A 23,708-nucleotide genomic window follows, 5' to 3' on the forward strand; every position below is an offset into this window, starting at 1 on the left:
CTTTATTGGTTATTGTTCCAGCCAATTATAAAAAGGAACTTGTCGTTTATAAGTAGACGTCTCTTCGTTTGAAGGTGGCGTTTTCTGCTGAGAACGGAAATGCTGGCTATGTTCTTTTGCTTCTTTCGCTGTTTTCAGCCCTTTCTTTTTCCACTCAAATAAAATTCGATCAATATAACGGAAATTTAATTTCCCTGATAAAACGGCTTCTCTTAGTGCTAGCCGAATCATCTCAGCATCATGATGGTCTTGATCCATCCAGATCGAAAGTGTTTCTCCTTCAAGAGGTGACAGCGGTCTGCCGAATTCATCTTCAAATAAAGCATATAAAGATTTTTCAGCCTGCACATGATGTTTTTGCGCTTCTTTCGCCTGTTTTGCTTCTAAAAAGTCATACAGTACGCCCCATAAAGGTTCTACTGAATAGCGGTCATGCTGAATACCAGACCTGTCTTCAAATGGCTGAATCGAGATAAACCCTTTTTGAATCAGATGCTGAACCATATACGCGCACTCTTCCGCTGAAATGGTCATGCCATGAGAAAGCTCTTCAAATGTTTGAAAGAAAACGCCTTGTTCTTCATTCATTTTAATCTTGAGCATCACCATCATCTGTGATTCATTCAGTCCTAACTGCTCATAATGAGCAATCAGCAAATTAGGCAAACTTGTCGACCCCATTTGCTGCATATTAATAAATTGCTGCCTATTCATCGGATACACCTCTTCACTTTAAGTATATCACGTTTTATTTCACGTGCCTCTCTAAAAAGACGTTTGAAAAAGCCTCCATTTGTTGGAGGCTTTCACGTCTTAAGGGTATAAACGGTTTAATAATCTTGGGAAAGGAATGGTTTCACGCACATGCGGCGCTCCGCTAATCCAAGCAACTGTACGTTCAAGTCCAAGACCAAAACCTGAATGCGGTACAGAACCGTATTGTCTTAATTCTGTATACCATTTGTAAGTTTCCTGATCAAGCCCATGTTCTTTCAATCTTGCTTCAAGAAGCTCTAAATCATGAACACGCTCAGAACCGCCAATAATCTCTCCGTAGCCTTCTGGTGCAATCAAGTCTGCACAAAGGACAACATCTTCACGATCCGGTGCTGGCTGCATATAAAACGGTTTTAATGATGTTGGGTAATGAGTAATAAACACTGGTTTATCATAGCTTTCGGCGATCGCAGTTTCGTGAGGCGCGCCGAAGTCATCTCCCCATTCGATATCATCAAAGCCTTTTTCCTGCAAGAATTTAATCGCTTCATCGTAAGTGATGCGCGGGAATGGTGCTTTGATGTTTTCTAATTTAGCTGTATCACGGCCTAATGTATGCAGCTCAACTTTACAGTTTTCAAGTACACTTTGAACAACATGAGACACATAATTTTCTTGATACTCAAGGTTTTCATTGAATTCGACAAAAGCCATCTCAGGCTCAATCATCCAAAACTCAATTAAATGACGTTTTGTTTTAGATTTTTCAGCTCTAAATGTTGGGCCAAATGAGAATACTTTTCCGAGTGCCATTGCTGCAGCTTCCATGTAAAGCTGGCCGCTTTGAGAAAGGTATGCATCTTCATCAAAATATTTCGTAGCAAACAGTTCCGTTGTGCCTTCAGGTGCACTTCCAGTTAAAATTGGCGGATCTACTTTCACGAAACCTTCTTGATGGAAGTATTCATATGTAGCACGAATAATTTCGTTACGGATTTTCATAATGGCATGCTGTTTTTTAGAACGAAGCCATAAATGACGGTGATCCATTAAGAATTCTGTTCCGTGCTCTTTTGGTGTAATTGGATAATCTGTCGCTTCATGAATCACTTCAATGGATTTCACTTGCAATTCAAAACCTAGCGGTGAACGCTCATCTTTTGTCACTTGACCTGTCACATAGACAGATGTTTCTTGAGTGACTGATTTCGCAAGCTTAAAGACTTCCTCTTCCACTTCTGCTTTTACTATGACTCCTTGAATAAAGCCTGTCCCGTCACGCAGCTGCAAAAATGCAATTTTTCCGCTTGAACGTTTATTGGCAATCCATGCGCCGATGGTTACTTCTTGATCGACGTGTTTGAACACTTGATTAATCGTTGTTTTCAACATAATTCCCTCCAAAGCCAGAAAGAAACTCACCTTTAGACAGGTGTGAATCTTTTTTCATACATTTTATTATAACCGTTCTAAATCAGCATGGTCAACGCAAGACAGGAGAAACTACGGTGTTAAATTTTTTTCGACGTGTCCTGTCGAGAAGTCGACATAGCTGAAGCTATATTGATTGTTTTCATTTAAGTATGTCACTTCCCAAAGAAGTACGTCACCTTCTCTTGCTAATTTGACTTCTTTTAGCTTAGAGACCGTGTTCTCCTTTTGAACGGCTTGTACTGCTTGATTCGAGGTAATGCCTTCTTTTGCTTTTTTTGCGATCACTTTTTCTTTTTTGCTGGCAGGAACCCAAACGTAGGTCGTTTCATTCTGTTTGTTTTTCCCTTCAACAATAAATTGTTTTTCTTTCCCGACAAAGGTTTCCACTTGCTCCACTTGTACGATGTTTGCTTGTTCTTTTGCTCGTTCGATCGCTGCTTCATGCCCTTGTTCTCTTTGTCCCATGGCAATTTGATAAATCCACGTAAAGCTGATGATGCCAATAAGCAGAACGAGAGCCACTACAGATGAAATAATCCAGACTATTTTTTTCATGTCAAGCTTCCCCTATGTGCGATATATCGTAAATACCGCTTGATTTTGGTCTTCTTGATCTAATGCTAATCCAAACATGAGATCTTCTCTTTTAAGCGTTCTGTTCAATAAATCAACGATTTTGTATAGGTCTTCTGAATGCTTAATTTGAACAGTTGAAAGTACCTCTATTTTACTTTCCACTTCTAATTCCTCCTCGGTACGTAAATATTGTTAGACATACTTTTCTGCACGGGAACCGATACTATTTTTACAACGGAACACAAAAAGCCGTTACGATAAATTAACTCCAAACCCACACCAGCTAAAGGCCGCTTATGACAGCGGCTTTTCGTTGTTAAGGTTTTCTATATACGCCTCAAGTGACTCTTTTGACATCTCGTGAACCGGCGCATGAGGGAGTGATTCTAAAAATAGTTTTCCATATGAAGCGGTTTTCACTCGGCGGTCTAAAATTAGCAATGTGCCTATGTCTTTTTCAGAGCGCAGCAAGCGTCCAGCTCCTTGCTTAAAGGTTAACACAGCTTCTGGTAAAGCGACGGCTTTAAACGGATTCTTCCCTTGTTTTTTTGCTGCATCACATTTGGCTTCAATGAGAGGAGAATCAGGCGGCCTGAACGGAAGACGTGCCATGATGACTGTTGTCAGCTCTGAACCCGGAAAATCAACACCTTCCCAAAAACTACCCGTACCAAGTAAAATGGCTTGTTTTGCTAATTTGAACATTTTCGTTAATTTTACGGGGCTTCCGCCTGTCAGACCTTGAGCAAAAAGGGCGGACTGCATCCCTTCTGTTTTTAGCTCTTCATAGACTGCTTTTAACATCTCATGTGAATTAAACAAAACCAATATTTTTGCATGCTGCTGCTTTTCCATAACCTTAATATATTGCGCAGCCTGCTTTACATAATCTCGTTCATCACGGTTTGTAATCGGCGGCATGTCTGCTGGAACAATGACCTTAAGCTGTTTTTCAAGTTCAAAAGGTGAATCAATTTGCACAAGATGAGGGTAAAAATCTTGCAGGCCAAACCGTTCCAAGCAATAATCAAAGCGGTGATTGATGGTGAGTGTCCCTGATGTGAGGACAACACTCTTTTTGTTCATAAAGAAACGATCAGCCAAAAGCTCCCCAGTATCTAACGGCTGTGCATGCATAAAGACAGCGTTTTTGGCACCTTTTGCATCAATTTCAATCCAAACTGTTTCATCGTTTTTCGGTTCAAAGATAAACCGGTACAGTGTACTGCAAAAAGTATGCATAAACGACATGACTTGGTCGTATTCCTCTGCTTCAAAGGCAAAGTGTTCTGTCAGCTGATCACTTTTTTGAAGAAGCTCGTTTTTTTGCTGTTCATACAGCTTCTCACAAGCAATTAACAAGGAACAAAGCTTACTTGCCGTTTCTTTAATCCGTTTCCACTGAGCATGCTTTGAATGATGACGTACTCTATGAATGAGACGATTGATGTCGGCTTTTGGTTTTGTCCTTTTCACAAATGAATGGACGGTGCTAAAGAAAGCGTCACTTTCCATTTGAAGCTGATTGAGATACTCATCCATTTCAATAAAGGTGTCTGTCTGTAACCCTGCATGATGAAATCTCTTTTTCAGTTTCTTTAACAGTCCGCCTTGCAAGGAGCCAAGCTGCGTTAATTTCGCGTGAAGCTGGATATAAGACGCACTATCCCCTAATGTTTCATTGGCTGTTTTCTCAAATTGATGGGCTTCGTCTATCACATATACGTCAGCATGCTGAAAGATAGACGATGCCTCCGTTTGTGATAAGAGCAGACGATGATTCGTTAAAATTAAATCAGCTGTTTTTGCCCTTTTTTTGGCGCGCTCATAAAAGCAATACTCTTTAAAACGGCGCTTTTTCGATGTAAACGGCATATGCACACAGGAAATGCGGTCTTTTATATTGGCAGCTCCTGACGGTAAATTCAGTTCAGATAAATCACCTGTTTCTGTTACAAGGAGCCACATTAAAATTTGCGCCTTCGTTAAGACGACATCATAGTTATCATCTTCCTCATGAAGCACATGCTCAAACTTATCTAAACAAATATAATGCGCCCGACCTTTAAATACACAGGCAGCAGGCTCAAACGGGAGCAATTGATTCAACATCGGCACATCGCGCTGAAGCATTTGCTGCTGCAAAAGTATGGAATATGTACTAATAATGACAGGTTTTCCTGATTTCCTCGCTTCTAGAGCAGCTGGGATGAGGTAAGCGAGCGTTTTCCCAATACCCGGTGCCGCTTCAATTAATGCATAGGCTCTTTCATGAAACACGTCTCTCACTTTATTCATCATCGTAAGCTGGCCTTCTCTTACCTCATAGCCTTCTACCGTTTGCGGAAGCTTCTTTTTGATCTCCTCAAACAGCTGTTCATCATCTTCACCTACTGAATGTGTCGCCCTGCTGATAGGATTGGTGACATCTTTTACAGCAAAAGAGCCGACTTCCACCAAAGAATCTTCCCGGCTAGCATGGCTCGTTTCAAGCTGCTTAATTAAAAGTCCTATATCACTTAGGAGATAAGAGGATAATCTGCGCAGCTGCTTCAGCACATTTTTCGGTGTATGTTTTAATTGATGTAATAAAGTTAAAAATAACATGGCAGTAACTTCCGCATCACTATCCGCCCTATGCGGGTGGTCATGTGGAAGCATGAGCTCTTCACTTAATTCAGTGAGCTTATAACCTTCAAGCTCAGGATAAAGAATTCTAGAGATCTCAACTGTATCAATTGCTAGCACATCCAGCTCATGTTTCCCGCATGCTTTTAGTTCATCATTTAAAAAATTCAAGTCAAAATGAACATTGTGCGCAACAAAATAAGCACCCTGTATGAGATCATACACCTCTTGGGCAATGTCCTCAAAAAACACCGCATCGTCAACCATGTGCTGCTGAATGCCTGTCAGCTGTTCAATAAATCCAGGGATTGCTTTTCCCGGGTTCACATATTTTGAATACCGTTCGACAATTTGTCCATTTTCAATGACCACCGCAGCTATTTGAATGATTTTATCACCCTTTTTAGGTGAATTCCCGGTGGTTTCAATATCAACGACAACAAACCTTTGATCGGTCATAAAATGGACACCTCAATTCCTCGTTTCACCCTGAAGTGAAACACGCTCTGGACAAAATAGATGAAACAGAACAGCCTCTCTTCCTGAAACTGTTCTGTTTCCACGGAGCCTGCGTTATAAAATCGTTCTCGCAGGCTCTTGCCCAATCATTTGTTCAATTTGATTTTGTTTATTTAACACGACCACTTTTGGTGTATGTGTCTTAGCTTCTTCTTCTGACAGCATCCCATAAGCGATAATAATGACTTCATCCCCTGGCTGAACGAGTCTCGCCGCCGCCCCATTTAGACAAATGACACCGCTCTTTCTTTCGCCGGGAATAATATATGTTTCAAGTCTCGCGCCATTATGATTATTGACAATTTGTACTTTCTCATTTGCCATCATACCTGCCGCATCAAGTAAATCTTCGTCAATTGTAATACTTCCTACATAATGTAAGTTTGCTTCTGTTACCGTTGCTTTATGAAGCTTAGATGTCATAAAGGTTCTATACATGTTTTTCACCGCTTTCAGGAACATGGAAAATCACATTATCAATCAGTCTTGCCCGTGAGAATTTCACCGCAATCGCCATAATGACTTGACCTGCTAACTGCTGAAGCGGCTCAAGTTCTGGATATGAATAGATCTCAATATAATCTATTTCTCCGCACGTCTGAACAAGTTCCTCTTCAATCAGCTGATACACACGACTGACATCACGTTCACCGTTTTCAACAGCTGACCGTCCTTTTTTTAATGCGCGGTATAAAGCGGGTGCTTCTTGTCTTTCTTTTTCTGACAAGTACACATTCCTTGAGCTTTTCGCTAAACCGTCTTCTTCTCTGACTGTCGGTACAGATACAAGGTGAAGATCAAAGAAGAAATCCTTGATCATCGCATCGATCACAGCGACTTGCTGTGCATCCTTTAGACCAAAGTAGACATTTGTTGGTGACACAAGATGAAACAGCTTTGTGAGCACAGTGACAACACCGTCAAAATGTCCTGGACGTTTTTTTCCGCATAAGACATCTGTCCGCTTTTGAACCGTCATCGTAATAGATGGTTCATTTTGGTACATTTCCTTCACATCAGGTGTAAATAAAATATCCACCCCTGCTGCTTCTGCCAGACGTTGGTCTCTTTCCATATCCCTTGGGTAGGATTCAAAGTCTTCATTTGGTCCGAATTGCAACGGATTGACAAAAATACTCATCACGACAATGTCATTTTGTCCTCTTGCCTCTTTCGCAAGCGTCAGATGTCCTTCATGAAGAAAGCCCATCGTCGGGACAAAGCCGATGGAATGCTGCTTTTCTTGATGCTGCTTGATTAATTCTTTTAGCTCGTGAATATGGGTGACAACGTTCATTTTTTGATTCCCCCATATAAGCCATCAAGGACTTCTTCTTTGATATGAAACGTATGCATGTCCTCTGGAAATGTGCGTGCTTTTACTTCTTTTGTATATTGAATGAGCGCTTCTTCTAAAACAGTATCAATTTGCGCGTATTGTTTCACAAACTTAGGTGTTCTAGACACCCCGTATCCTACCACATCATGGTAAACGAGAACTTGTCCGTCTGCCTCAGCTCCTGCACCAATTCCGATCACAGGAATCTTCAGCATGTCGGTAATTCGTTTTGTCAGTTCACCAGGTACGCATTCCAGCACAAGTGCGATTGCACCGGCTTCCTCACATTTCAAGCTGTCTTCAATCAATTTTTGAGCACTTTCGTGGTCTTTTCCTTGCACTTTATACCCGCCAAGTACACCAACTGATTGAGGTGTGAGGCCTAAATGACTGACGACAGGAATTCCGCCTCTTGTTAGAGCTTGAATGGATTCAAATACTCCATCTCCGCCTTCTAGCTTTAAGGCATCGGCACCACTTTCTTGCATGATGCGTGCTGCATTTTTCATTGTTTCTTCTAACGAATAATGGTAAGACATAAATGGCATATCAGTCACAACAAATGTGTCCTTTGCGCCTCTTTTCACTGCTTTTGTATGATGGATCATATCATCCATCGTGACTTGAACTGTGGAATCTAGTCCAAGTACAACCATCCCAAGTGAATCACCAACTAAGATCATGTCGACTTCCGCTTTTTCCGCTTGCTTTGCAGCTGGATAGTCGTATGCAGTAAGCATCACAATAGGTTCGTTTTGTTCTTTCATTTTGAAAAAATCTAGCTTTGTCTTCATTTGTTCCTCCTCATTCTGGAGAGGAGATGGCTAGCCTCACATCACATGCTTTGATTTCTCATGTGCGGCGAATCATCCCTCTGTCCAAGTCCCTTAGGATCAAGGCAGAAATTTATCGAATTTTTCTTCCTAACAGGTACAGTTCTTTGCAGATACTGCCCACACGAAGTATATCAAAAATGCGCCGGGTGTTCCACTCAAGTTGACTTGATCTCAATGTCTGCGGAGTAGATTTTTTGGATACCGTCCTCCGTTTTAAGCAATAAAACACCTTCTTCATTGATGCCAAGCGCCTTCCCCGTATATTGCCCATTGACGGTGCGGGCAACAATATGTTGACCGATCGTCATCGCAAACGATTCCCATAATTGTTTAATCGGCGCAAATCCTTGCTTCATGTAATCGTCATACCTTTTTTCAAAAGTGGACATCATCTGTTGTATGAGTGCAGCCCGATCCACTTTTTCATTCAGTTCCATTCGCAGACTTGTGGCGACATCCTTTAGTTCATCTGGGAAGTCATCAGCTGTTTGGTTCACATTAATGCCCGGCCCAATAATGACCGCATGAACCTGATCAGCTTCTGCTTTTAATTCAGTCAGAATGCCAACGACCTTTTTTCCATTCAACAAAATATCGTTTGGCCATTTAATAGATGGATTGAGTCCCGTTTGCTGCGCAATCGCTTCTGCGATGGCTACAGATGCCAAAATCGTCATTTGCGGCGCTTTATGCAGCGGGATCTCAGGCCGGAGAATAAGACTCATCCAAATGCCTGTCCCGTATGGTGAATGCCACGTTCTTTGAAGACGCCCTTTTCCGTTTGTCTGATGATCGCTGACAACGATTGTGCCGTGGGGCGCACCTTCATTGACAAGATCATGGGCAATCAGCTGAGTTGAAGCGACTTCTTTCTGAAAGTAAATATGCCTGCCGAAGCTCTCTGTTTCCAGACCAAACAGAATTTCGTCCTCACTAATTTTGTCCGGTTTACGAAGCAGACGGTATCCTTTTCTTCTAACTGCTTCTACCTCATACCCCTCTTTTCGCAAGTCCTCCATATGCTTCCACACAGCTGTTCGGGAGCAGCCAAGTTCATCACAAATCTGCTGACTTGAGACAAAATCCTGGCTGGATGCTGTAAATAGTTCAATTAATCGTTTTCTAATTGCGGATCGCATGCTATAAGCCACTCCTCTATGGCTTCTTTTCGGTTTTCTAAACGGTTTTGCAAAACGGCTTTTTTCACAAAATTGAGCTCCTCTGCAATCCATTTCCCAGACGACTTTTGCCGAAATGCCATTAAATCTTTTCCTGAAACAGCGAGGTCTTGGAGCTTTTTAATCGGCAGTGCATCATAAGAACGCTTCGCTGCCTCCAGCTCATCAAAGAAAATGCGGCGCTCATGTTTTAGCTGTGTGATCTTCAAACTAGATAAGAGCACGTGTTCACCAGCTTCAAACATGTTTTCCGCATCCCAGTCACAATCAACGTATTTACTAATGGCTACTGCTTCTTTCAAAAGCTTGGTTGACAGCTTCCATTCTTTTAAGAAGGCCGCAGCCTCCGCTTCATCTAGGCCGAGCAAATGGATGCAAGCCCCCCATACCTCTTCTAGTCCATCCAGTAAGTAATATGGAAAGGCTTGAAAGGATTCATGAAGACGCTCCTCTTTGAGACCTGGCAATTCTTCATGTAATTTGGTTGAAATGAGTACTTGAATGGCCTGCTCACAATGACGGCCTTTTAAAAGCTTCTCCATTTCAATCTTTTTGCGCTCAACTGATATGTTGGCAAGCAGATGCTTATCCTTTTTCATAGCTTCAGCCGTTTCATCAGCGAGTTCAAAGCCAAGCTGGCTTAAAAAACGGACAGCTCTCATCATGCGAAGCGCATCTTCTTGAAAGCGGCACGCAGGATCTCCAACAGTTTGAATTCGTTTCCGCTTAATATCCTGTTTACCACCTACATGATCAATAATTTCCCCATTTATATCCATGGCCATCGCATTAATCGTTAAATCTCTTCTTAAAAGATCTTCCTTAAGCGACGTGATAAACGCCACTTCTTTCGGTCTGCGAAAATCTTCATATTCTGATTCCGTTCGAAACGTCGTGACCTCATAGCTGACACCATCATGCAACACAATGACAGTGCCATGCTCCTTACCGACATCTACTGTTTTTTCAAATAAAGACTCAACCTTATCAGGTGTTGCATCTGTCGCAATATCGATATCACCGATTTCCCGTCCTAATAGAACATCTCTCACCGCTCCGCCGACAAAGTAAGCCTGATGCCCATGTTCGTGCAGTGTATGTAATATAGGGATCGCATGTGTGAATGGTTCATTCATCTTCATCATCACCTTCGATCAATTCTAGGTAAAGCTTCTCATATTCACTCACAATCTTATCAGAAGAGAAATGAGCCTGAACACTAGACTGAGCTGCCGCTGACACTTTTTCATGAAGCGCTTCGTCTTTCAGCAGAGACACTGCGTGCTTTGCTGCTCCGTCTATATCGCCGAGCGGGACAAGAAACCCTGTTTCTCCATGTGTAATCACCTCTGGAATACCACCGACATCCGTACCGATACAAGGGACACCGCACGCCATTGCTTCAAGAAGCACAAGCCCAAAGCTCTCCTTCTCTGAAAGAAGCAGTTTCAAATCACTTATTGAATATAGCTCCTCAACCTTCTCTTGCTTGCCTAAAAACAATACGCGGTCTGTCAGTCCTAATTTTTTCACGAGTTCGCATACAACCGATTTCTCAGGACCATCACCAATGAGCAGCAGCTTTGCCTGCACCTGTTCAGAAATCTTTTGAAACACATGAATCACATCATGCACCCGTTTCACCTTTCGAAAGTTTGATACATGGATGATGACCTTTTCGTTCGGTAAAAGACCATAATGTGTCTTTAGCAAATCGTGATCTTCACGCAAATACACCCGTTCATCAACAAAATTATGAATCGTATCAATTTTTTTATCTGGTTTGATGAGATCGTATGTCTGCGCAGCTAATGAATGCGACACCGCTGTTACGCGGTCCGATGATTCGATGGCGAACCGAATCACTTCCTTTAATGATGGATCATAGCCTAAAACCGTAATATCCGTTCCATGAAGCGTCGTAACGACTTTCACAGAGTGTCCAGTCATTTGTTTGGCTAGAAACGCACAGACAGCGTGCGGGACTGCATAATGCGCATGAATAATATCAAGCTTTTCTCGTTTTGCAACTTCTGCCAATTTACTTGCCAGCGCAAGGTCATAAGGCGGATATTGAAAAACTGCATATTGATTCACATCCACCTCATGAAAATAAATATTCGGATATACTTTATTAAGCCTAAACGGAATGCTAGAGGTAATGAAATGAACATCGTGCCCTTTTTCAGCTAAACGTTTTCCAAGCTCCGTTGCTATAATGCCTGAGCCGCCGACACTTGGATAACAAGTAATTCCGACCTTCAGTTTTTTCATAATTACCCCCCAAGTAAGTCATCGTCCAACAAAAGTGGTTTCTTTGTGATAAACCCTTCTGCATAAGCTTTGTTGACTTCTCTTCCATACATAGACTCTCTCATTTTGACAAAATCAATATAACCGTTCACAAGAGGCGTCTCTACTGAGTTTGCCGATTTAACAAATTGGCTTTTATACGCATGCAAGCTATCAATTTTTTGGTGCATTTCCTCAGAAATATCGATCACAAAATCTGGACGATGGTGCCCATTAATCATGTAATAATACATTTGGCTTATTTTATGCGCTGGCTGCTTGTATGAATCTTCAAATTTATGTATACCTGCAGAAAAAGCGGCCTCTTCTACAAGTGAGCCCGCATGGCCATGATCTGGATGCCGATCTTGGTGGTACGGAGCGAAAATCAGTTTCGGTTTGTAAGTTCGAATCACGCCCGCAATTTCCTTCATCGCTTCGTCGTTTAGATACAGCCCTCTATCTGGCAGTGTGAGCTGGATTCTCGCTCTGACACCTAAAATAGCGGCGGCGGCTTTTGCTTCTTCTTTGCGGCTCTCTACTGTTCCATTTGAAGATAATTCGGCCTGGGTCAAGTCGCAAATCCCGACGCGCGCCCCTTTTTTTACGTATTTTGCAATCGTTCCGCCCATTCCGATCTCTACATCATCGCTATGGGCACCGAATGCAAGGATATCAAGTCGTTTCATTTGTTCCTCCGTTTTTTGCTACATCTCGAAAATCAAACGTACCTTTATTTAAATTCCTGACTAAAATTTCAGCAGTTCCCATATTGGTGGCTAATGGAATGGTATACACATCGCAAAGCCGGATGAGTGCAGATACATCCGGTTCATGCGGCTGCGCAGTTAGCGGGTCTCTAAAAAAGAGCACAAGATCCATTGCATTATCAGCAATTAAAGCACCGATCTGCTGATCTCCCCCAAGTGGTCCTGATTGGAAACGATGAATGGGAAGCCCCGTCGCTTCTTTCACTCTCAAGCCTGTTGTCCCTGTTGCGTAAAGTGTATGATCTGCCAAAATATCACGGTACGCAGTGGTAAACTGAATCATGTCACTTTTTTTCTTATCATGAGCGATTAAAGCAATGTTCATCAGGAATCCACTCCTTATTAGTCGATGATATTTTCTAAACCATAAACGAGCTGATCAATGTGCATGACCTGCTCTACTGAAAGCTTCACGCCTGACATAAAGGATGCACGGTTATAAGAATCATGACGAATGGTGAGCGTCTGTCCGTCCATTCCAAACAGCACTTCTTGATGTGCAATCATGCCAGGAAGTCTCACGCTGTGCAGACGAATACCATCATAATCAGCTCCTCGTGCCCCTTCGATCAATTCTTTCTCTTCTGGATGTCCCTGCTTTTTGCTTTCTCTTACTTCTGCAATCATTTCAGCCGTTTTTAAGCCCGTACCGCTTGGGGCATCTAGTTTTTTATCATGGTGAAGCTCAATGATTTCAACGTCAGGAAAATAATTCGCTGCCATTTTGGCAAATTTCATCATTAAGACCGCACCGACAGCAAAGTTTGGTGCAATAATACAGCCTATGCCCTTTTCTTCTGTTAATTGCTGAAGCTCTTTTAGGTCATCTTCTGAAAATCCAGTTGTTCCGACGACTGGACGCACGCCATGTTCAAGTGCTTTTTTTGTATGTACTTTCCCGATTTCTGGTGTTGTCAGATCAATTAATACATCTGGTGCTGTTTCTGAAAGACATACATCAATATCCGTATAAATCGGTGCATGAGATGTCGTATGAATCACATCAGATAATTTTTTTCCTTCATGCGTGTGATCAAGTGCTGCCACCAGCTCAAAATGGCCTGTTTCTTCCGCCAGCTTCACAGCCTCTATCCCCATTCTTCCTCTTGCTCCAGCGATTACTACTTTGATGGTTTCGTTCGTCATCGTCTCTACTTCCCTTCTTTTTTCGTCCAGCGGTCTTTATCTCTTGTATTGAATTTATGCATCACACGATCATGTGCTTCTTCTAGTGAAATATCAAGTGAATTAGCGAGGCATGTTAACACAAACAAAACATCGCCAATTTCTTCTTCCATGCTTTTTTCTGTTTCCGTTGTTTTTTTCGGCTTTTCTCCATAGTAATGGTTAACCTCTCTTGCCAGCTCCCCTAATTCTTCTGTCAGACGGGCCATCATGGCAAGCGGGCTGAAATAGCCTTCTTTAAATTGTCCTATGTAATCATCTACTTCTTGCTGCACGTGACGCAGCGTTTTTTCTTTCGTCATGAAGCTCATCCTCCTATCCATCTCTTACATGTTAGCGAAATCATAAATATTTGACAAATGTTTAAGTCTCAGTTTGCTTGTTTCTCTCCCATACCATATAATATTATCGCTGTCTAAGCAAAAAAAGGAGTGGTCTCTTGCTAAAAGAAATTCGTCTTAAAAATATCGTATTTATTTTAATAGGATCTGCGATTTTTTCTTTCGGTCTTGTTCATTTTAATATGCAGAACAACTTGGCGGAAGGCGGATTTACAGGTATTACACTGCTTTTATATTTTCTATTTCACATTGACCCATCTATTTCAAACCTTGTCTTAAACATTCCGATCTTTTTTATAGGCTGGAAAATGCTCGGCAGAACGATGTTTACTTATACAATTGTAGGAACAGTGAGTCTTTCTGTCTTTCTTGCCATCTTCCAGCGCTTTCAAATACATATGCCTCTCCAGCACGATTTAGCCTTAGCCGCCCTCTTTGCAGGTGTATTTATCGGAACAGGCCTCGGAATCATCTTTAAATTCGGCGGTACAACAGGCGGTGTGGACATCATTGCAAGACTGATCAACAAGCATTATCAGGTGGCAATGGGACGAACGATGTTCATCTTCGACGCATGCGTCATTACCATCTCTCTGACCTACTTAAATTATAAAGAAGCGATGTATACACTTGTCGCAGTGTTTGTTGCTGCGAAGGTCATTGACTTCATGCAAGAAGGCGCTTATGCTGCCAAAGGCGCCATGATTATCTCTGAAAAAGATGACATCATTCAAAAGAAAATCACGGATGAAATGGAGCGCGGTGTCACCATCTTAAAAGGGGTCGGTTCCTATACGAAACAGGAGCGCAACGTTCTTTATTGCGTCGTTCCGAAAAACGAGCTTGTCCACCTTAAAAGCGTCGTGACCTCAGTCGATCCTCATGCGTTTGTATCTGTCAGTGACGTGCATGATGTACTCGGTGAAGGCTTTACATTAGATGAACACAAAAAGCCGCTCAATCCACATTAAAAAAGAAGCACCAGTTTTGGGCTTCTTTTTTTATGATTTAGGATAATCAGCCTGACGTTTTTGCTTCTTTTCTTTTTCAGCACGATATTTCCGAAATCCAACATACGTTAACGTTAATAAAATGATACTCCCGGTTGTTAAGATGACCCATAAAAGCGATGGATCAGCTTCATCTTCATCGACGTGAGCAAACACACTCGATAAATCCTCTTCCAGCTTCGTGAGACGTTCAAGCTTTGTCCCACTTGATGCTTTTAAAAATTCACCTTGCTCAATCACTTCCATGTGCTGCTTAATTGTCTGCAGCTTTTCAGGCGAAATATCAATGGTTAAACTTGGATAGATCATATCGTATAAAGAAACCAGCTCATTCCAAGTTTCATAAAATGTCGTCGATTCTGGATCTTTTACTTCTTTTTTCAAAGTAGGAAAAGACCCCATAATAGGCTTCTCCAGCGAACCCCAAAGAGGCTCAGAATCCGACTGGATCGCATCAAGCAGCATTCTAAATTGAGAGGCATAACGAAGTTTTTCGCGCTCATTCAATTCTTCCTGCGGCAGCCCTTTTATCATATCTTGATAGCCAAGTGTAATTTGCCGAATCTGCGTATTCGTCAAAGTTCCACGCCAATTCTCAGCTTTAAATGTCTTTTCAACATACAATGCGACTTGTAACGCCTCATCATATTTAGCTTGTCTCGTTAATTGAAAGATGGAATCTGATAGTTCCGTTAATTCTTGCAGCGTGTTAGCAGCTGTTTCCTCACCTTTAGCAACTGCTGGCTGTAATACGAGAAAAAATAATAGAATCATCGCGATTGGCTTTCGTTTCATGCAAGTCCCTCCTAGCCCTTCTCCTTACAGCGTATGAAGAAAAGGACAAGGTTAGACCAACATTGTTAAGGGAGTTCCAGCTTGACCGATTTTTTCGATAGAACGAGATAATACGAAACAAGAAGAACCGCAATACTTAGCCAAAACGTCACGTAGCCGATCTCGTTTGAATAAGCAGACAGCATAGAATAACGGGGCATCATACCAAATACATAATCAATTACATCGTTATGTAAAATCCAAATGCCGGCTACTACGAGATGACGCATTTGAAAACGATAATACGGCGCAAACAATACAGCCTGAACCGCCATCGCAAAGTGAGACCCAATCAGCATGTATCCTTCCCACGGAAAATCATCAACAGATAAAAGCACAAAGATATTCATTCCTACCGCCCATAACCCATATTTAATCAAGGTCACAAGAGCAAGTGCTTCAAAATAAGGAGCATTTCGTTTCATCAAAAACGCAAGTAATACAAATAAAAAGAAAAAGCTGGCCGTTGGACTGTCTGGTACAAAAGCTAAAAAGACAGCCGGTGTCTCTACGAGCTGCGGAATATACCAATAGTAGCCGTACACAGTGCCAAGGAAATTGATCATAAGCACCAGCACAAGCATGTAGCGCGTCGCTAGCAAATATTGAATCCATCTCATATGTCTCTTCACTCACGATCTGTTAAAATCAGAAAAAAGCTGACAGCGCCAGCTTTTTCTCTTTTGAGTATATCCTTGTACTTGCATTTAAACAACTGAATTATTTTGATTTGACCTCAGATAAATATTTAGAGAGCTTCTCAAGTTCTTCATCACTGCCTTTAAAAACACCCTTCGGCATATTGCCTTTACCTTCTACAGCGATTTTAGCGATCTCCTCAGGCGAAAGACCGTTGTCAACGAGTGACGGTCCGGCTGCTCCGCCCTGCATGTTATCCCCATGGCAGGAGATACATGTCTGCTCTTGATAAATTTTATACTCTTCAGCTGAAGTATCAATCTCTGCTTCTTTCTTAATCTCACCTTGTTTTGCCGCTGCTTCCCAATCATGAGTTGCAACAGACTCCCACGTTAAATACGTTGCTGCGCCGACTGCAAGAATCATCATCCCGACTGCAATTGGTCTTCTATACGGTCTGCGTTCTGGACCTGAATCAAGAAATGGTGCGAGCAAAAGTGCACCAAACGCAATTCCAGGCATAATCATCGCGCCGACGACAGTGAAGTTTCCTGCAGCAAATTCATATTTTAATAACTGGTACAAAAATAGGAAATACCAGTCTGGCAGCGGAATATAGCCAGTATCTGTTGGATCAGCCATCCGCTCAAGCGGAGGCGCATGAACAACAGTTAGGACAAGAAATCCAATTAAAAAAACGGCACCTACAAGCCATTCCTTTAAAAGAAAGTTCGGCCAAAAGGCTTCTGTTTTTCCCGGATATTCGGAATAGTCTTTAGGTATGTTAGGTTTTCTTTCTGCCGGTATTCTGGAATCTCCGACAAACTTCATCCCTTTTCCCCTATGCAAAGTCATCCCCTCCTCATTGAACATTCATCAAACGCAGCATTTTATAGCGGTCCAGAAATTCCTTGCTTACGAATCATAATAAAGTGGGCAGCCATCAGCCCAAATAATGCCGCTGGCAAGAAAAAGACATGGATAGCGAAAAATCTCGTCAGCGTTTGTGCCCCTACAATGTCAGGATGACCTGCAAGCAGCGTTTTGATCTCTTTACCAATGAAAGGTGTTGCTTCTGCTATTTGAAGACCAACCTTCGTCGCAAACAGCGCCTTCATATCCCATGGTAAAAGATAACCTGTAAAACCAAGTCCAAGCATCACAAAGAAAATGAGCACACCAACAATCCAGTTCAGCTCTCTAGGCTTTTTATACGCCCCTTGGAAAAAGACCCTTAGCGTATGTAAAAACATCATCACAATGACTAAACTCGCACCCCAGTGGTGCATCCCTCTGACAATCTGTCCAAATGCCACTTCATTTTGCAAATAATAGACAGATTCCCAGGCATTTTTAATATCCGGCACGTAATACATCGTTAAAAACATGCCCGAAAGGACTTGAATGACTGTCACAAAAAACGTTAAACCGCCAAAACAATACACAAAAGCGGAGAAATGATGTGCTGGGTTGACGTGCTCTGGCACCTCGTGATCCGCAATATCTCTCCATATCGGTGTAATGTCCAGCCGCTCATCTACCCAATCGTAAATCTTGTTAAGCATCGTTACCCTTCCCCTTTCGGCACAGCTTTTCCAAGATAGAGGTATCCGTCCTTCACTTGCTGCTTATAATGGTCAAGCGGTGCAAGCGGTGGAGTTCCGGGTACGTTTGTACCATCCTTGTCGTACAGCCCATAATGGCACGGGCAGAAAAATTTGTTTGGATTTTTCGGATCACTGTTCCAGTTCACTGTACATCCTAAATGTTTACAAATTGGCGATAAAGCGACAATTTCATCCCCTTCTTTGTACACCCATGCTGACCTAGATTCCTTTGACTCGTACCATGCATCTACTTGATCAATTTTAAAGTCAAAGCGCTTCGGTTCCTTTGTCAATTCATCTACACTGACAACTTGAACCATATCCTGATCCTCTGTTCCTTTTAGCACAGGGTCAAGCGCAAAGCGAACCATAGGCATGAGCATTCCAGCGGCCATAAATCCCCCCACGCCGGTCAACGTGTAATTCAAAAATTGACGCCTGGACACTCCATGTCTCTTCTCGCTCATTTTTTTCTCCCCCCCTCAGGTCGTCAGCTACTTTATAACTGAATTAGAAAAAATTTCATAAAACTAGGACACCCTCATAATATATCAATCTATTCACAAGGTCAACATCCTAAAAAGCTATGTACAATGCAAATGTAAGGGTTTTTATGAAGGGTTCCATTTTTGTAACAAAAAGTTCAAAATTTGTTCTACACTGTCTTGAATGACTTTTTGCTTTAATTCAACCTTCAAATGCTCCAGCGGAACCGGCTTGAGCAAAAATAGCGATTCACTGATCTCACCATGCTCTTTCCACTTGTGATCAGATGTGATCAATATGACATGCTGAAAATGATCTTTGAGCGACTGCTTCATTGTGAGTATGTCTTCTGGTTTCCGGTCACTCACTTCCAAATATGTATGTGGCGGAAAAAGAAAAACCCGCCCTTTTAACTGTCTTTCAAGTTCATCTGCTACAAGAATAGTAAACTCTCCTAAAGACACGGTTTGTTTCATTTGATCCGCATCAATCCCAACTAATGGAATGATAGCGGTATCAATGTAAGCTTTAGATTGCAAAAAGCGATCCGCATCCTCTGATTGAAACCTCATCAAATTCCCCTCTTTCATGACATAAGCCCTGCCTGTATAGGGCAAGGCTTATTCGTTCAGTTTATGACAATAGGCTTAATTCTTTTGCCAGCTTATTAAATGTTTCTTGATCATGACGGTCAAGTGCTTCATCTATCTCTTTCATGAGCCGTTCTTTTTGGAAAGTTGCGATTGAGTGCTCAAGCACTTTCTCAGCAAGATCCTTATCTTTTTCGTTCTCATAAAGATCCTTTGGAATATGAGGATTTGTTTCAAGAACAGCTGCATATTCCGGCGAACGATAAGCAGAACGGAAATTCAATTGAATAAACAAATCCTGCTGTTTATTCAAACGAATATCATGAAATGACTTTTCAGCATCTGTCGTCATGATGTTTTCTTTATAAAATCTAAAGGGAACTTCATCCACACAGTGTGTTGACATGATGATTCCCCTTGGGCAAAATTCTGCTTGCTCTACAAAATGAACCTTTTCCATCAAAGAGTCGTGACTCATTAAATAATTTAATATCCAAACACATTCTCTTCGCTTTAGCTGATAATGGTTTAAGAACCACCGGATAAATTCCTTTTTTTCATTGACAGAAACAGGGGTCTGCATGTTATTCCCTCCTCTATCGTAAATTAAATTGCTATACATGAATTATTCAACAAACCAGTTCTTCATTCCTGCAAACTATAAGGAAATTTCGTCTTCAATTCTTAAAATGGTTTCTTCAATTTCTTCATTCGTACCATCTTTCTCTAGAACTTTGCGTAATAACGGCAATGCTTCTTTTTGTCTGCCCTCTTCTAAAAGGAACGAAGCGTATTCATATAAAAAGTCACGCTCCTCATCAAAATCAGGCAGGGCAAGCTTGAAATACTCGGCAGCTTCTTTGTATTCTTCTCGCCCGACAGAAGCAGATGCAGCATACCAATTCCATTTTGGATCATCTTCCCCAAAGCTTTTAACCTCTTTAATAACATCCAGAATTTCATCAAACAGCTCTTCATTTAAATAGATCGCCAGCAATGTTTGAACTGCTTCAATATAACCCGGATCGAGAGCAAGTGCTTCTTGAAGCAGTTTTTTCGCATCTTCTGAATCCCCATTTTTCAAATCAATCTTGGCACCATATAAATATAATTCTTTGTTATACTCATCAACTTTAATACCCTCTTTTACTACTTCTAAAGCCTCGTGATATAGTCCTTCTTCCTCATAACTTTTCGCTAAAGGCATATATAGTGACGAATAGGACGGATCAATATCTTTCAGTTCTGTAAGCTGCTGAATGGCTGTTTTCGTTCTGCCAGCCCTCATTGCTGTAAATCCGTAGCCAAAAAGAGTATTCGGGTCTGCTTGATCTTTTACTGCCTTTTCGTACCATTCAAGTGCATCCTCAAATTCTCCAGCTGTGCTGAGCGATTCAGCGAGCCGCTGATACACATTGACACCGCCAACCTCATGCTGTTGATCTGCCACTTTGTAGAAATAATCAGCCGCTTTTTTTGAAAGGCCTTGAGAAAAATACAACTCACCTAATGCAAAATCGATGATGGCTTCATTCGGAAGTAGTTCTTTCGCTTTTAAAAGCTTTTGTTCACTGACTTCAAATAGTCCTTGCATTTGATACAAATCTGCCATTAACAATAAACTCTCTGGGTACGCATCATCATCTTCAGGAATCGTTTCTAATACTGAAATCGCCTTCTCTTCTTCATCAGAGTCAATCAACAGCTCTGCATAAAAACACGTTAAACCTGTTTCCTCTGGATATAAATCATGTAAATCACTGATGAGATTCCGTGCTTTATCGATATCTCCCCAATCATAATATAATTGAGCCGCTTGCGCCTTTTCTTCATCATGCAAATGCTTCTCTGCTTGAGCAAGTGTTTGGAGTCCTTTTTCAGTCTCACCCGCCTCAACTAATTTTATGGCTTCTTGTAATGAACTATTCAAATCAAACCGTTCCTTTCTGTTTCCAAAAACCTAAACTATTGTTACTTCATATCATAATCGACAGGTACACATCCAGCAAATATGTTGCTCTTTTAAAATGAACCCATTTTTGTGTTTTAAAGACTGTTTTTCATTTCATCCTATACGAAACTGATGATTTGTAAACTGCAGACACTATTTTTATCGGACAAAATGTTTTTTTTCAAGGTTTCACCTTGAGACAAGCTATGCTATATTTCTGACAAATATGCAAAAGGAAAGAAAAAGCCTGAGGACCTCCTCAGACTGTTTTCGTTAAATATTCAATGTGTTCAAAGAAATTCGGGTATGAGACACGAACAGCATCTGTATCTTCAATCTCAATGGCTTGCTTTGTCACACATGCGGCAATTCCCAGCATCATACCGATACGGTGATCTCCGTAGCTTGAGACGACTGCGCCGCCTTGAAGCGTAGTTTTACCATGAATCTTCATACCATCATCTGTTGCTTCAATATCAGCACCGAGTTTTTTAAGTTCTGATACGACTGTATCAATTCGATTAGTTTCTTTAACTTTTAACTCAGCAGCATCTTTAATGATCGTTGTTCCTTCTGCTTGGGTCGCAAGAAGCGCAATAATCGGAATTTCATCGATGAGTCTTGAAATCATGTCACCAGAAATTTCAATCCCTTTTAATGATGAAGTAGAAATCGTTAAATCACCATACGGTTCTCCGCCTTTGGCATCTACTTCATTGATTTCAAGATTTGCACCCATAAGTTTCAGCACATCAATAATACCTGTTCTTGTTTTGTTTAGCCCGACATTTTTTAAGACAATCCGGCTGTTAGGAACGATTGATCCAGCTACAAGGAAAAATGCAGCTGAAGAGATGTCTCCAGGAACAAATATATCTGTTGCTGTTAATGTCTGGCCACCATCAATGGAAACACTTTGTTCATCTTCATCTAGTTTTACACCAAACATAGAGAGCATTCTTTCTGTATGATCTCTTGATTTATGTGGTTCAGTTAATGTTGTTGTACCCTCTGCTTGCAGCCCAGCTAAAAGGACAGCCGACTTAATTTGTGCACTTGCCACCGGAGACTCATAAGAGATGCCTTTTAAATGACCGCCACGAATAGACAGTGGTGTATACTCGCCATTTGCTCTGCCGTCTATTTTGGCTCCTAGTTGTTTAAGCGGACCCGTCACACGTTTCATTGGTCTTTTGGCAATACTCTCATCACCAATTAGTGTACTGTGAAACTCACAACCAGCTAATATTCCCATCATTAATCGAATGGTTGTACCAGAATTACCAACATCGAGAATGTCAGACGGCTCCTTGAGCTCTTTCAATCCTTTACCATGAATGACAACATCTGTCCCTTTTTGTTCAATTTCAACGCCCATCTTTCTAAAGCAATCAATCGTACTTAAACAGTCAGCTCCAGGAAGAAAGTTTTTCACTACTGTGGTCCCTTCAGCAATTGCACCAAACATCACTGATCTATGTGAAATAGATTTATCACCTGGGATATGAATTTCTCCATTCATAGGAGCATTTTTATGAATTTTCATGTTTGTCACCTCAGTCAGCATAAAATGTATCGTAATTCGCTCTATTTTTTATACAGATTTCTGCACGCTTGCGGTCGTCATCTGTTTGAAAACTAATGCGTAAAATCCCATTAATGTCTTCCCGCGTCTCAATAATACGGATATTTGTAATACTAATGTTTTCACTTGCTAGATGCCCTGTAATCTCCGATATGACCCCAGGGTGATCCGGAACATCGACATACAGATCATAAAAGGCAGGAATGGCTCCTTTTTTCCTTAGAGGCAGTCCATCACGATATTCCTTTGCATCTTGAAAATAAGAGAACAATCCTTCAGCATCTTCTTGCTCTACGAAGGTTTCAATGCGGTTAATCTCTTTTTTCCATTCATGGAATCGGTCTAAAATCTTGTGTTTATTGTGCAGCAGGATATCCCGCCACATTGCAGGATTGCTTGAAGCAATCCGTGTGATATCACGAAAGCCTCCAGCAGCAAACCGTTTAACAAGTGGGAATTGTTCTTCAAAATGATGTGCTTGATGCACAAGGCTGGCTGCAACAATATGAGGAAAATGGCTAATTACACTTGTCACAGCATCATGTTCTTCTGGTGTCATCTCGATGAAATGAGCATTTGTCCCCTTTAACAAATCCATCAACTGATCAACAGCTTGGCGGTTTGTTTCCTTTGCAGGCGTTAAAATGTAGAACGCATTTTCAAATAAAAAGTCTTTTGCTGCAATAACACCTGACTTATGAGAGCCTGCCATTGGATGTCCACCAATAAATTGGTAATGCTCAGGCAGCGCTTTTTCAGCAAAATGGACGACCTTTTGCTTTGTGCTGCCGACATCAGTGATTATGAGCTCTCTTTCAATTCCAGAGTCTGCAATATCACTAAGCATCTTTACTGTTTGCTGGACAGGTGTTGCCAAAATAATGGTCGAAGATTCTTCTAAACCAGCCAAAAACGAATCAGCTGTTGCATCAATAATTCCCAGCTTCGTTGCAGCAACCATTTGCTCTTTGGAAACATCAAATCCTACAATTTTTTTATGAGGATACTCTTTTTTAATCGAGAGTGCAATGGATCCCCCAATTAAACCGAGTCCAGCGATTAATATTGTTTCGTTTGCATCATTCATATTCATCACCTGATTTTTCGCGAAAATTAAACAACCTATTTCAACAGCTTATATGTATTGAGGTTGGTACAATGAAAGCCATATCCTGCCTTAGGATATGACTT

Annotated in this window: 26 protein-coding genes; 1 reads left to right on the forward strand and 25 read right to left on the reverse strand. The window is 41.4% G+C overall.

Annotated elements, in window-relative coordinates; genetic code table 11:
• Nucleotides 1-9: 9 nt before the first annotated feature.
• The 15 genes from AAZR19_RS13750 to AAZR19_RS13820 form a co-directional block, all read right to left on the reverse strand.
• Nucleotides 10-714, reverse strand: a complete 705-nt coding sequence (locus tag AAZR19_RS13750; RefSeq protein ID WP_076841027.1) for a DnaD domain-containing protein — start codon at nt 712-714, stop codon at nt 10-12.
• A gap of 99 nt (nt 715-813) precedes the next feature.
• Nucleotides 814-2,106 (reverse strand): asparagine--tRNA ligase, encoded by a 1,293-nt coding sequence (gene asnS, locus AAZR19_RS13755; RefSeq protein WP_139336401.1) that lies wholly within the window; start codon nt 2,104-2,106, stop codon nt 814-816.
• 114 nt (nt 2,107-2,220) lie between these two features.
• Nucleotides 2,221-2,706 carry a cell wall elongation/penicillin-binding protein regulator TseB gene (gene tseB, locus AAZR19_RS13760; protein WP_024422779.1) on the reverse strand — a complete coding sequence of 162 codons (486 nt, stop codon included), beginning with the start codon at nt 2,704-2,706 and terminating at the stop codon, nt 2,221-2,223.
• A gap of 12 nt (nt 2,707-2,718) precedes the next feature.
• Complete coding sequence (locus AAZR19_RS13765) at nt 2,719-2,889, reverse strand: YpmA family protein (RefSeq protein WP_065214698.1); 171 nt, start codon at nt 2,887-2,889, stop codon at nt 2,719-2,721.
• A gap of 132 nt (nt 2,890-3,021) precedes the next feature.
• On the reverse strand, nt 3,022-5,814 hold the full coding sequence (dinG, locus tag AAZR19_RS13770) for an ATP-dependent DNA helicase DinG (RefSeq protein WP_041109600.1): 2,793 nt from the start codon (nt 5,812-5,814) through the stop codon (nt 3,022-3,024).
• A gap of 114 nt (nt 5,815-5,928) precedes the next feature.
• Nucleotides 5,929-6,312, reverse strand: coding sequence for an aspartate 1-decarboxylase (gene panD / locus AAZR19_RS13775; protein WP_024422780.1), 384 nt, complete (start codon nt 6,310-6,312; stop codon nt 5,929-5,931).
• Nucleotides 6,305-7,171 (reverse strand): pantoate--beta-alanine ligase, encoded by an 867-nt coding sequence (gene panC, locus AAZR19_RS13780; RefSeq protein ID WP_041109602.1) that lies wholly within the window; start codon nt 7,169-7,171, stop codon nt 6,305-6,307. The genes panD and panC overlap by 8 nt, the downstream gene beginning before the upstream one ends.
• Nucleotides 7,168-8,007, reverse strand: a complete 840-nt coding sequence (gene panB, locus AAZR19_RS13785) for a 3-methyl-2-oxobutanoate hydroxymethyltransferase (protein ID WP_024422781.1) — start codon at nt 8,005-8,007, stop codon at nt 7,168-7,170. The genes panC and panB overlap by 4 nt, the downstream gene beginning before the upstream one ends.
• A gap of 197 nt (nt 8,008-8,204) precedes the next feature.
• Complete coding sequence (locus AAZR19_RS13790; RefSeq protein WP_041109603.1) at nt 8,205-9,188, reverse strand: biotin--[acetyl-CoA-carboxylase] ligase; 984 nt, start codon at nt 9,186-9,188, stop codon at nt 8,205-8,207.
• Entirely contained in the window at nt 9,161-10,363 is a 1,203-nt protein-coding gene (locus AAZR19_RS13795; protein ID WP_041109604.1) for a CCA tRNA nucleotidyltransferase, read from the reverse strand. The genes AAZR19_RS13790 and AAZR19_RS13795 overlap by 28 nt, the downstream gene beginning before the upstream one ends.
• Nucleotides 10,356-11,501, reverse strand: coding sequence for an N-acetyl-alpha-D-glucosaminyl L-malate synthase BshA (gene bshA, locus AAZR19_RS13800; RefSeq protein ID WP_041109605.1), 1,146 nt, complete (start codon nt 11,499-11,501; stop codon nt 10,356-10,358). The genes AAZR19_RS13795 and bshA overlap by 8 nt, the downstream gene beginning before the upstream one ends.
• Before the next feature lie 2 nt (nt 11,502-11,503).
• Complete coding sequence (gene bshB1 / locus AAZR19_RS13805; protein ID WP_024422785.1) at nt 11,504-12,208, reverse strand: bacillithiol biosynthesis deacetylase BshB1; 705 nt, start codon at nt 12,206-12,208, stop codon at nt 11,504-11,506.
• Entirely contained in the window at nt 12,195-12,614 is a 420-nt protein-coding gene (gene mgsA, locus AAZR19_RS13810; RefSeq protein ID WP_024422786.1) for a methylglyoxal synthase, read from the reverse strand. Before mgsA ends, bshB1 begins: the two co-directional genes overlap by 14 nt.
• Before the next feature lie 17 nt (nt 12,615-12,631).
• Nucleotides 12,632-13,435: a 4-hydroxy-tetrahydrodipicolinate reductase gene (gene dapB, locus AAZR19_RS13815; RefSeq protein ID WP_041109607.1), complete on the reverse strand. Its 804-nt coding sequence runs from the start codon at nt 13,433-13,435 to the stop codon at nt 12,632-12,634.
• Nucleotides 13,436-13,440: 5 nt separating this feature from the next.
• A complete protein-coding gene (locus AAZR19_RS13820) occupies nt 13,441-13,776 on the reverse strand; it encodes a nucleotide pyrophosphohydrolase (RefSeq protein ID WP_024422788.1) in 336 nt (111 codons plus the stop codon).
• Nucleotides 13,777-13,913: 137 nt separating this feature from the next.
• Here AAZR19_RS13820 and AAZR19_RS13825 point away from each other — a divergent pair, with 137 nt between their 5' ends.
• Nucleotides 13,914-14,786, forward strand: coding sequence for a YitT family protein (locus tag AAZR19_RS13825; RefSeq protein WP_024422789.1), 873 nt, complete (start codon nt 13,914-13,916; stop codon nt 14,784-14,786).
• 30 nt (nt 14,787-14,816) lie between these two features.
• Here the strand turns inward: AAZR19_RS13825 and ypjB are convergent, their stop codons facing one another.
• From ypjB to AAZR19_RS13875, 10 genes are all read right to left on the reverse strand, one after another.
• Entirely contained in the window at nt 14,817-15,620 is an 804-nt protein-coding gene (ypjB, locus tag AAZR19_RS13830; RefSeq protein WP_041109608.1) for a sporulation protein YpjB, read from the reverse strand.
• Nucleotides 15,621-15,685: 65 nt separating this feature from the next.
• Nucleotides 15,686-16,279: a DUF1405 domain-containing protein gene (locus AAZR19_RS13835; RefSeq protein WP_024428102.1), complete on the reverse strand. Its 594-nt coding sequence runs from the start codon at nt 16,277-16,279 to the stop codon at nt 15,686-15,688.
• Between the two features lie 100 nt (nt 16,280-16,379).
• Nucleotides 16,380-17,147 (reverse strand): menaquinol-cytochrome c reductase cytochrome b/c subunit, encoded by a 768-nt coding sequence (locus AAZR19_RS13840; protein ID WP_024422792.1) that lies wholly within the window; start codon nt 17,145-17,147, stop codon nt 16,380-16,382.
• A 41-nt stretch (nt 17,148-17,188) separates the two neighbouring features.
• Nucleotides 17,189-17,863 (reverse strand): menaquinol-cytochrome c reductase cytochrome b subunit, encoded by a 675-nt coding sequence (gene qcrB, locus AAZR19_RS13845; protein WP_003215804.1) that lies wholly within the window; start codon nt 17,861-17,863, stop codon nt 17,189-17,191.
• Between the two features lie 2 nt (nt 17,864-17,865).
• Nucleotides 17,866-18,372, reverse strand: coding sequence for a ubiquinol-cytochrome c reductase iron-sulfur subunit (locus tag AAZR19_RS13850; RefSeq protein WP_007500911.1), 507 nt, complete (start codon nt 18,370-18,372; stop codon nt 17,866-17,868).
• A gap of 144 nt (nt 18,373-18,516) precedes the next feature.
• Nucleotides 18,517-18,963, reverse strand: a complete 447-nt coding sequence (locus AAZR19_RS13855; protein WP_218677293.1) for a YpiF family protein — start codon at nt 18,961-18,963, stop codon at nt 18,517-18,519.
• A gap of 61 nt (nt 18,964-19,024) precedes the next feature.
• Complete coding sequence (locus AAZR19_RS13860) at nt 19,025-19,564, reverse strand: ReoY family proteolytic degradation factor (RefSeq protein WP_008344562.1); 540 nt, start codon at nt 19,562-19,564, stop codon at nt 19,025-19,027.
• 75 nt (nt 19,565-19,639) lie between these two features.
• Complete coding sequence (locus AAZR19_RS13865) at nt 19,640-20,911, reverse strand: tetratricopeptide repeat protein (protein ID WP_024428100.1); 1,272 nt, start codon at nt 20,909-20,911, stop codon at nt 19,640-19,642.
• A 280-nt stretch (nt 20,912-21,191) separates the two neighbouring features.
• A complete protein-coding gene (gene aroA, locus AAZR19_RS13870; RefSeq protein WP_041109612.1) occupies nt 21,192-22,478 on the reverse strand; it encodes a 3-phosphoshikimate 1-carboxyvinyltransferase in 1,287 nt (428 codons plus the stop codon).
• A 10-nt stretch (nt 22,479-22,488) separates the two neighbouring features.
• Nucleotides 22,489-23,604, reverse strand: coding sequence for a prephenate dehydrogenase (locus tag AAZR19_RS13875; protein WP_041109614.1), 1,116 nt, complete (start codon nt 23,602-23,604; stop codon nt 22,489-22,491).
• Nucleotides 23,605-23,708: the final 104 nt, after the last annotated feature.

It is taken from the genome of Bacillus sp. Je.9.29.b, from assembly GCF_051129925.1.
Taxonomy (GTDB): domain Bacteria; phylum Bacillota; class Bacilli; order Bacillales; family Bacillaceae; genus Bacillus; species Bacillus safensis.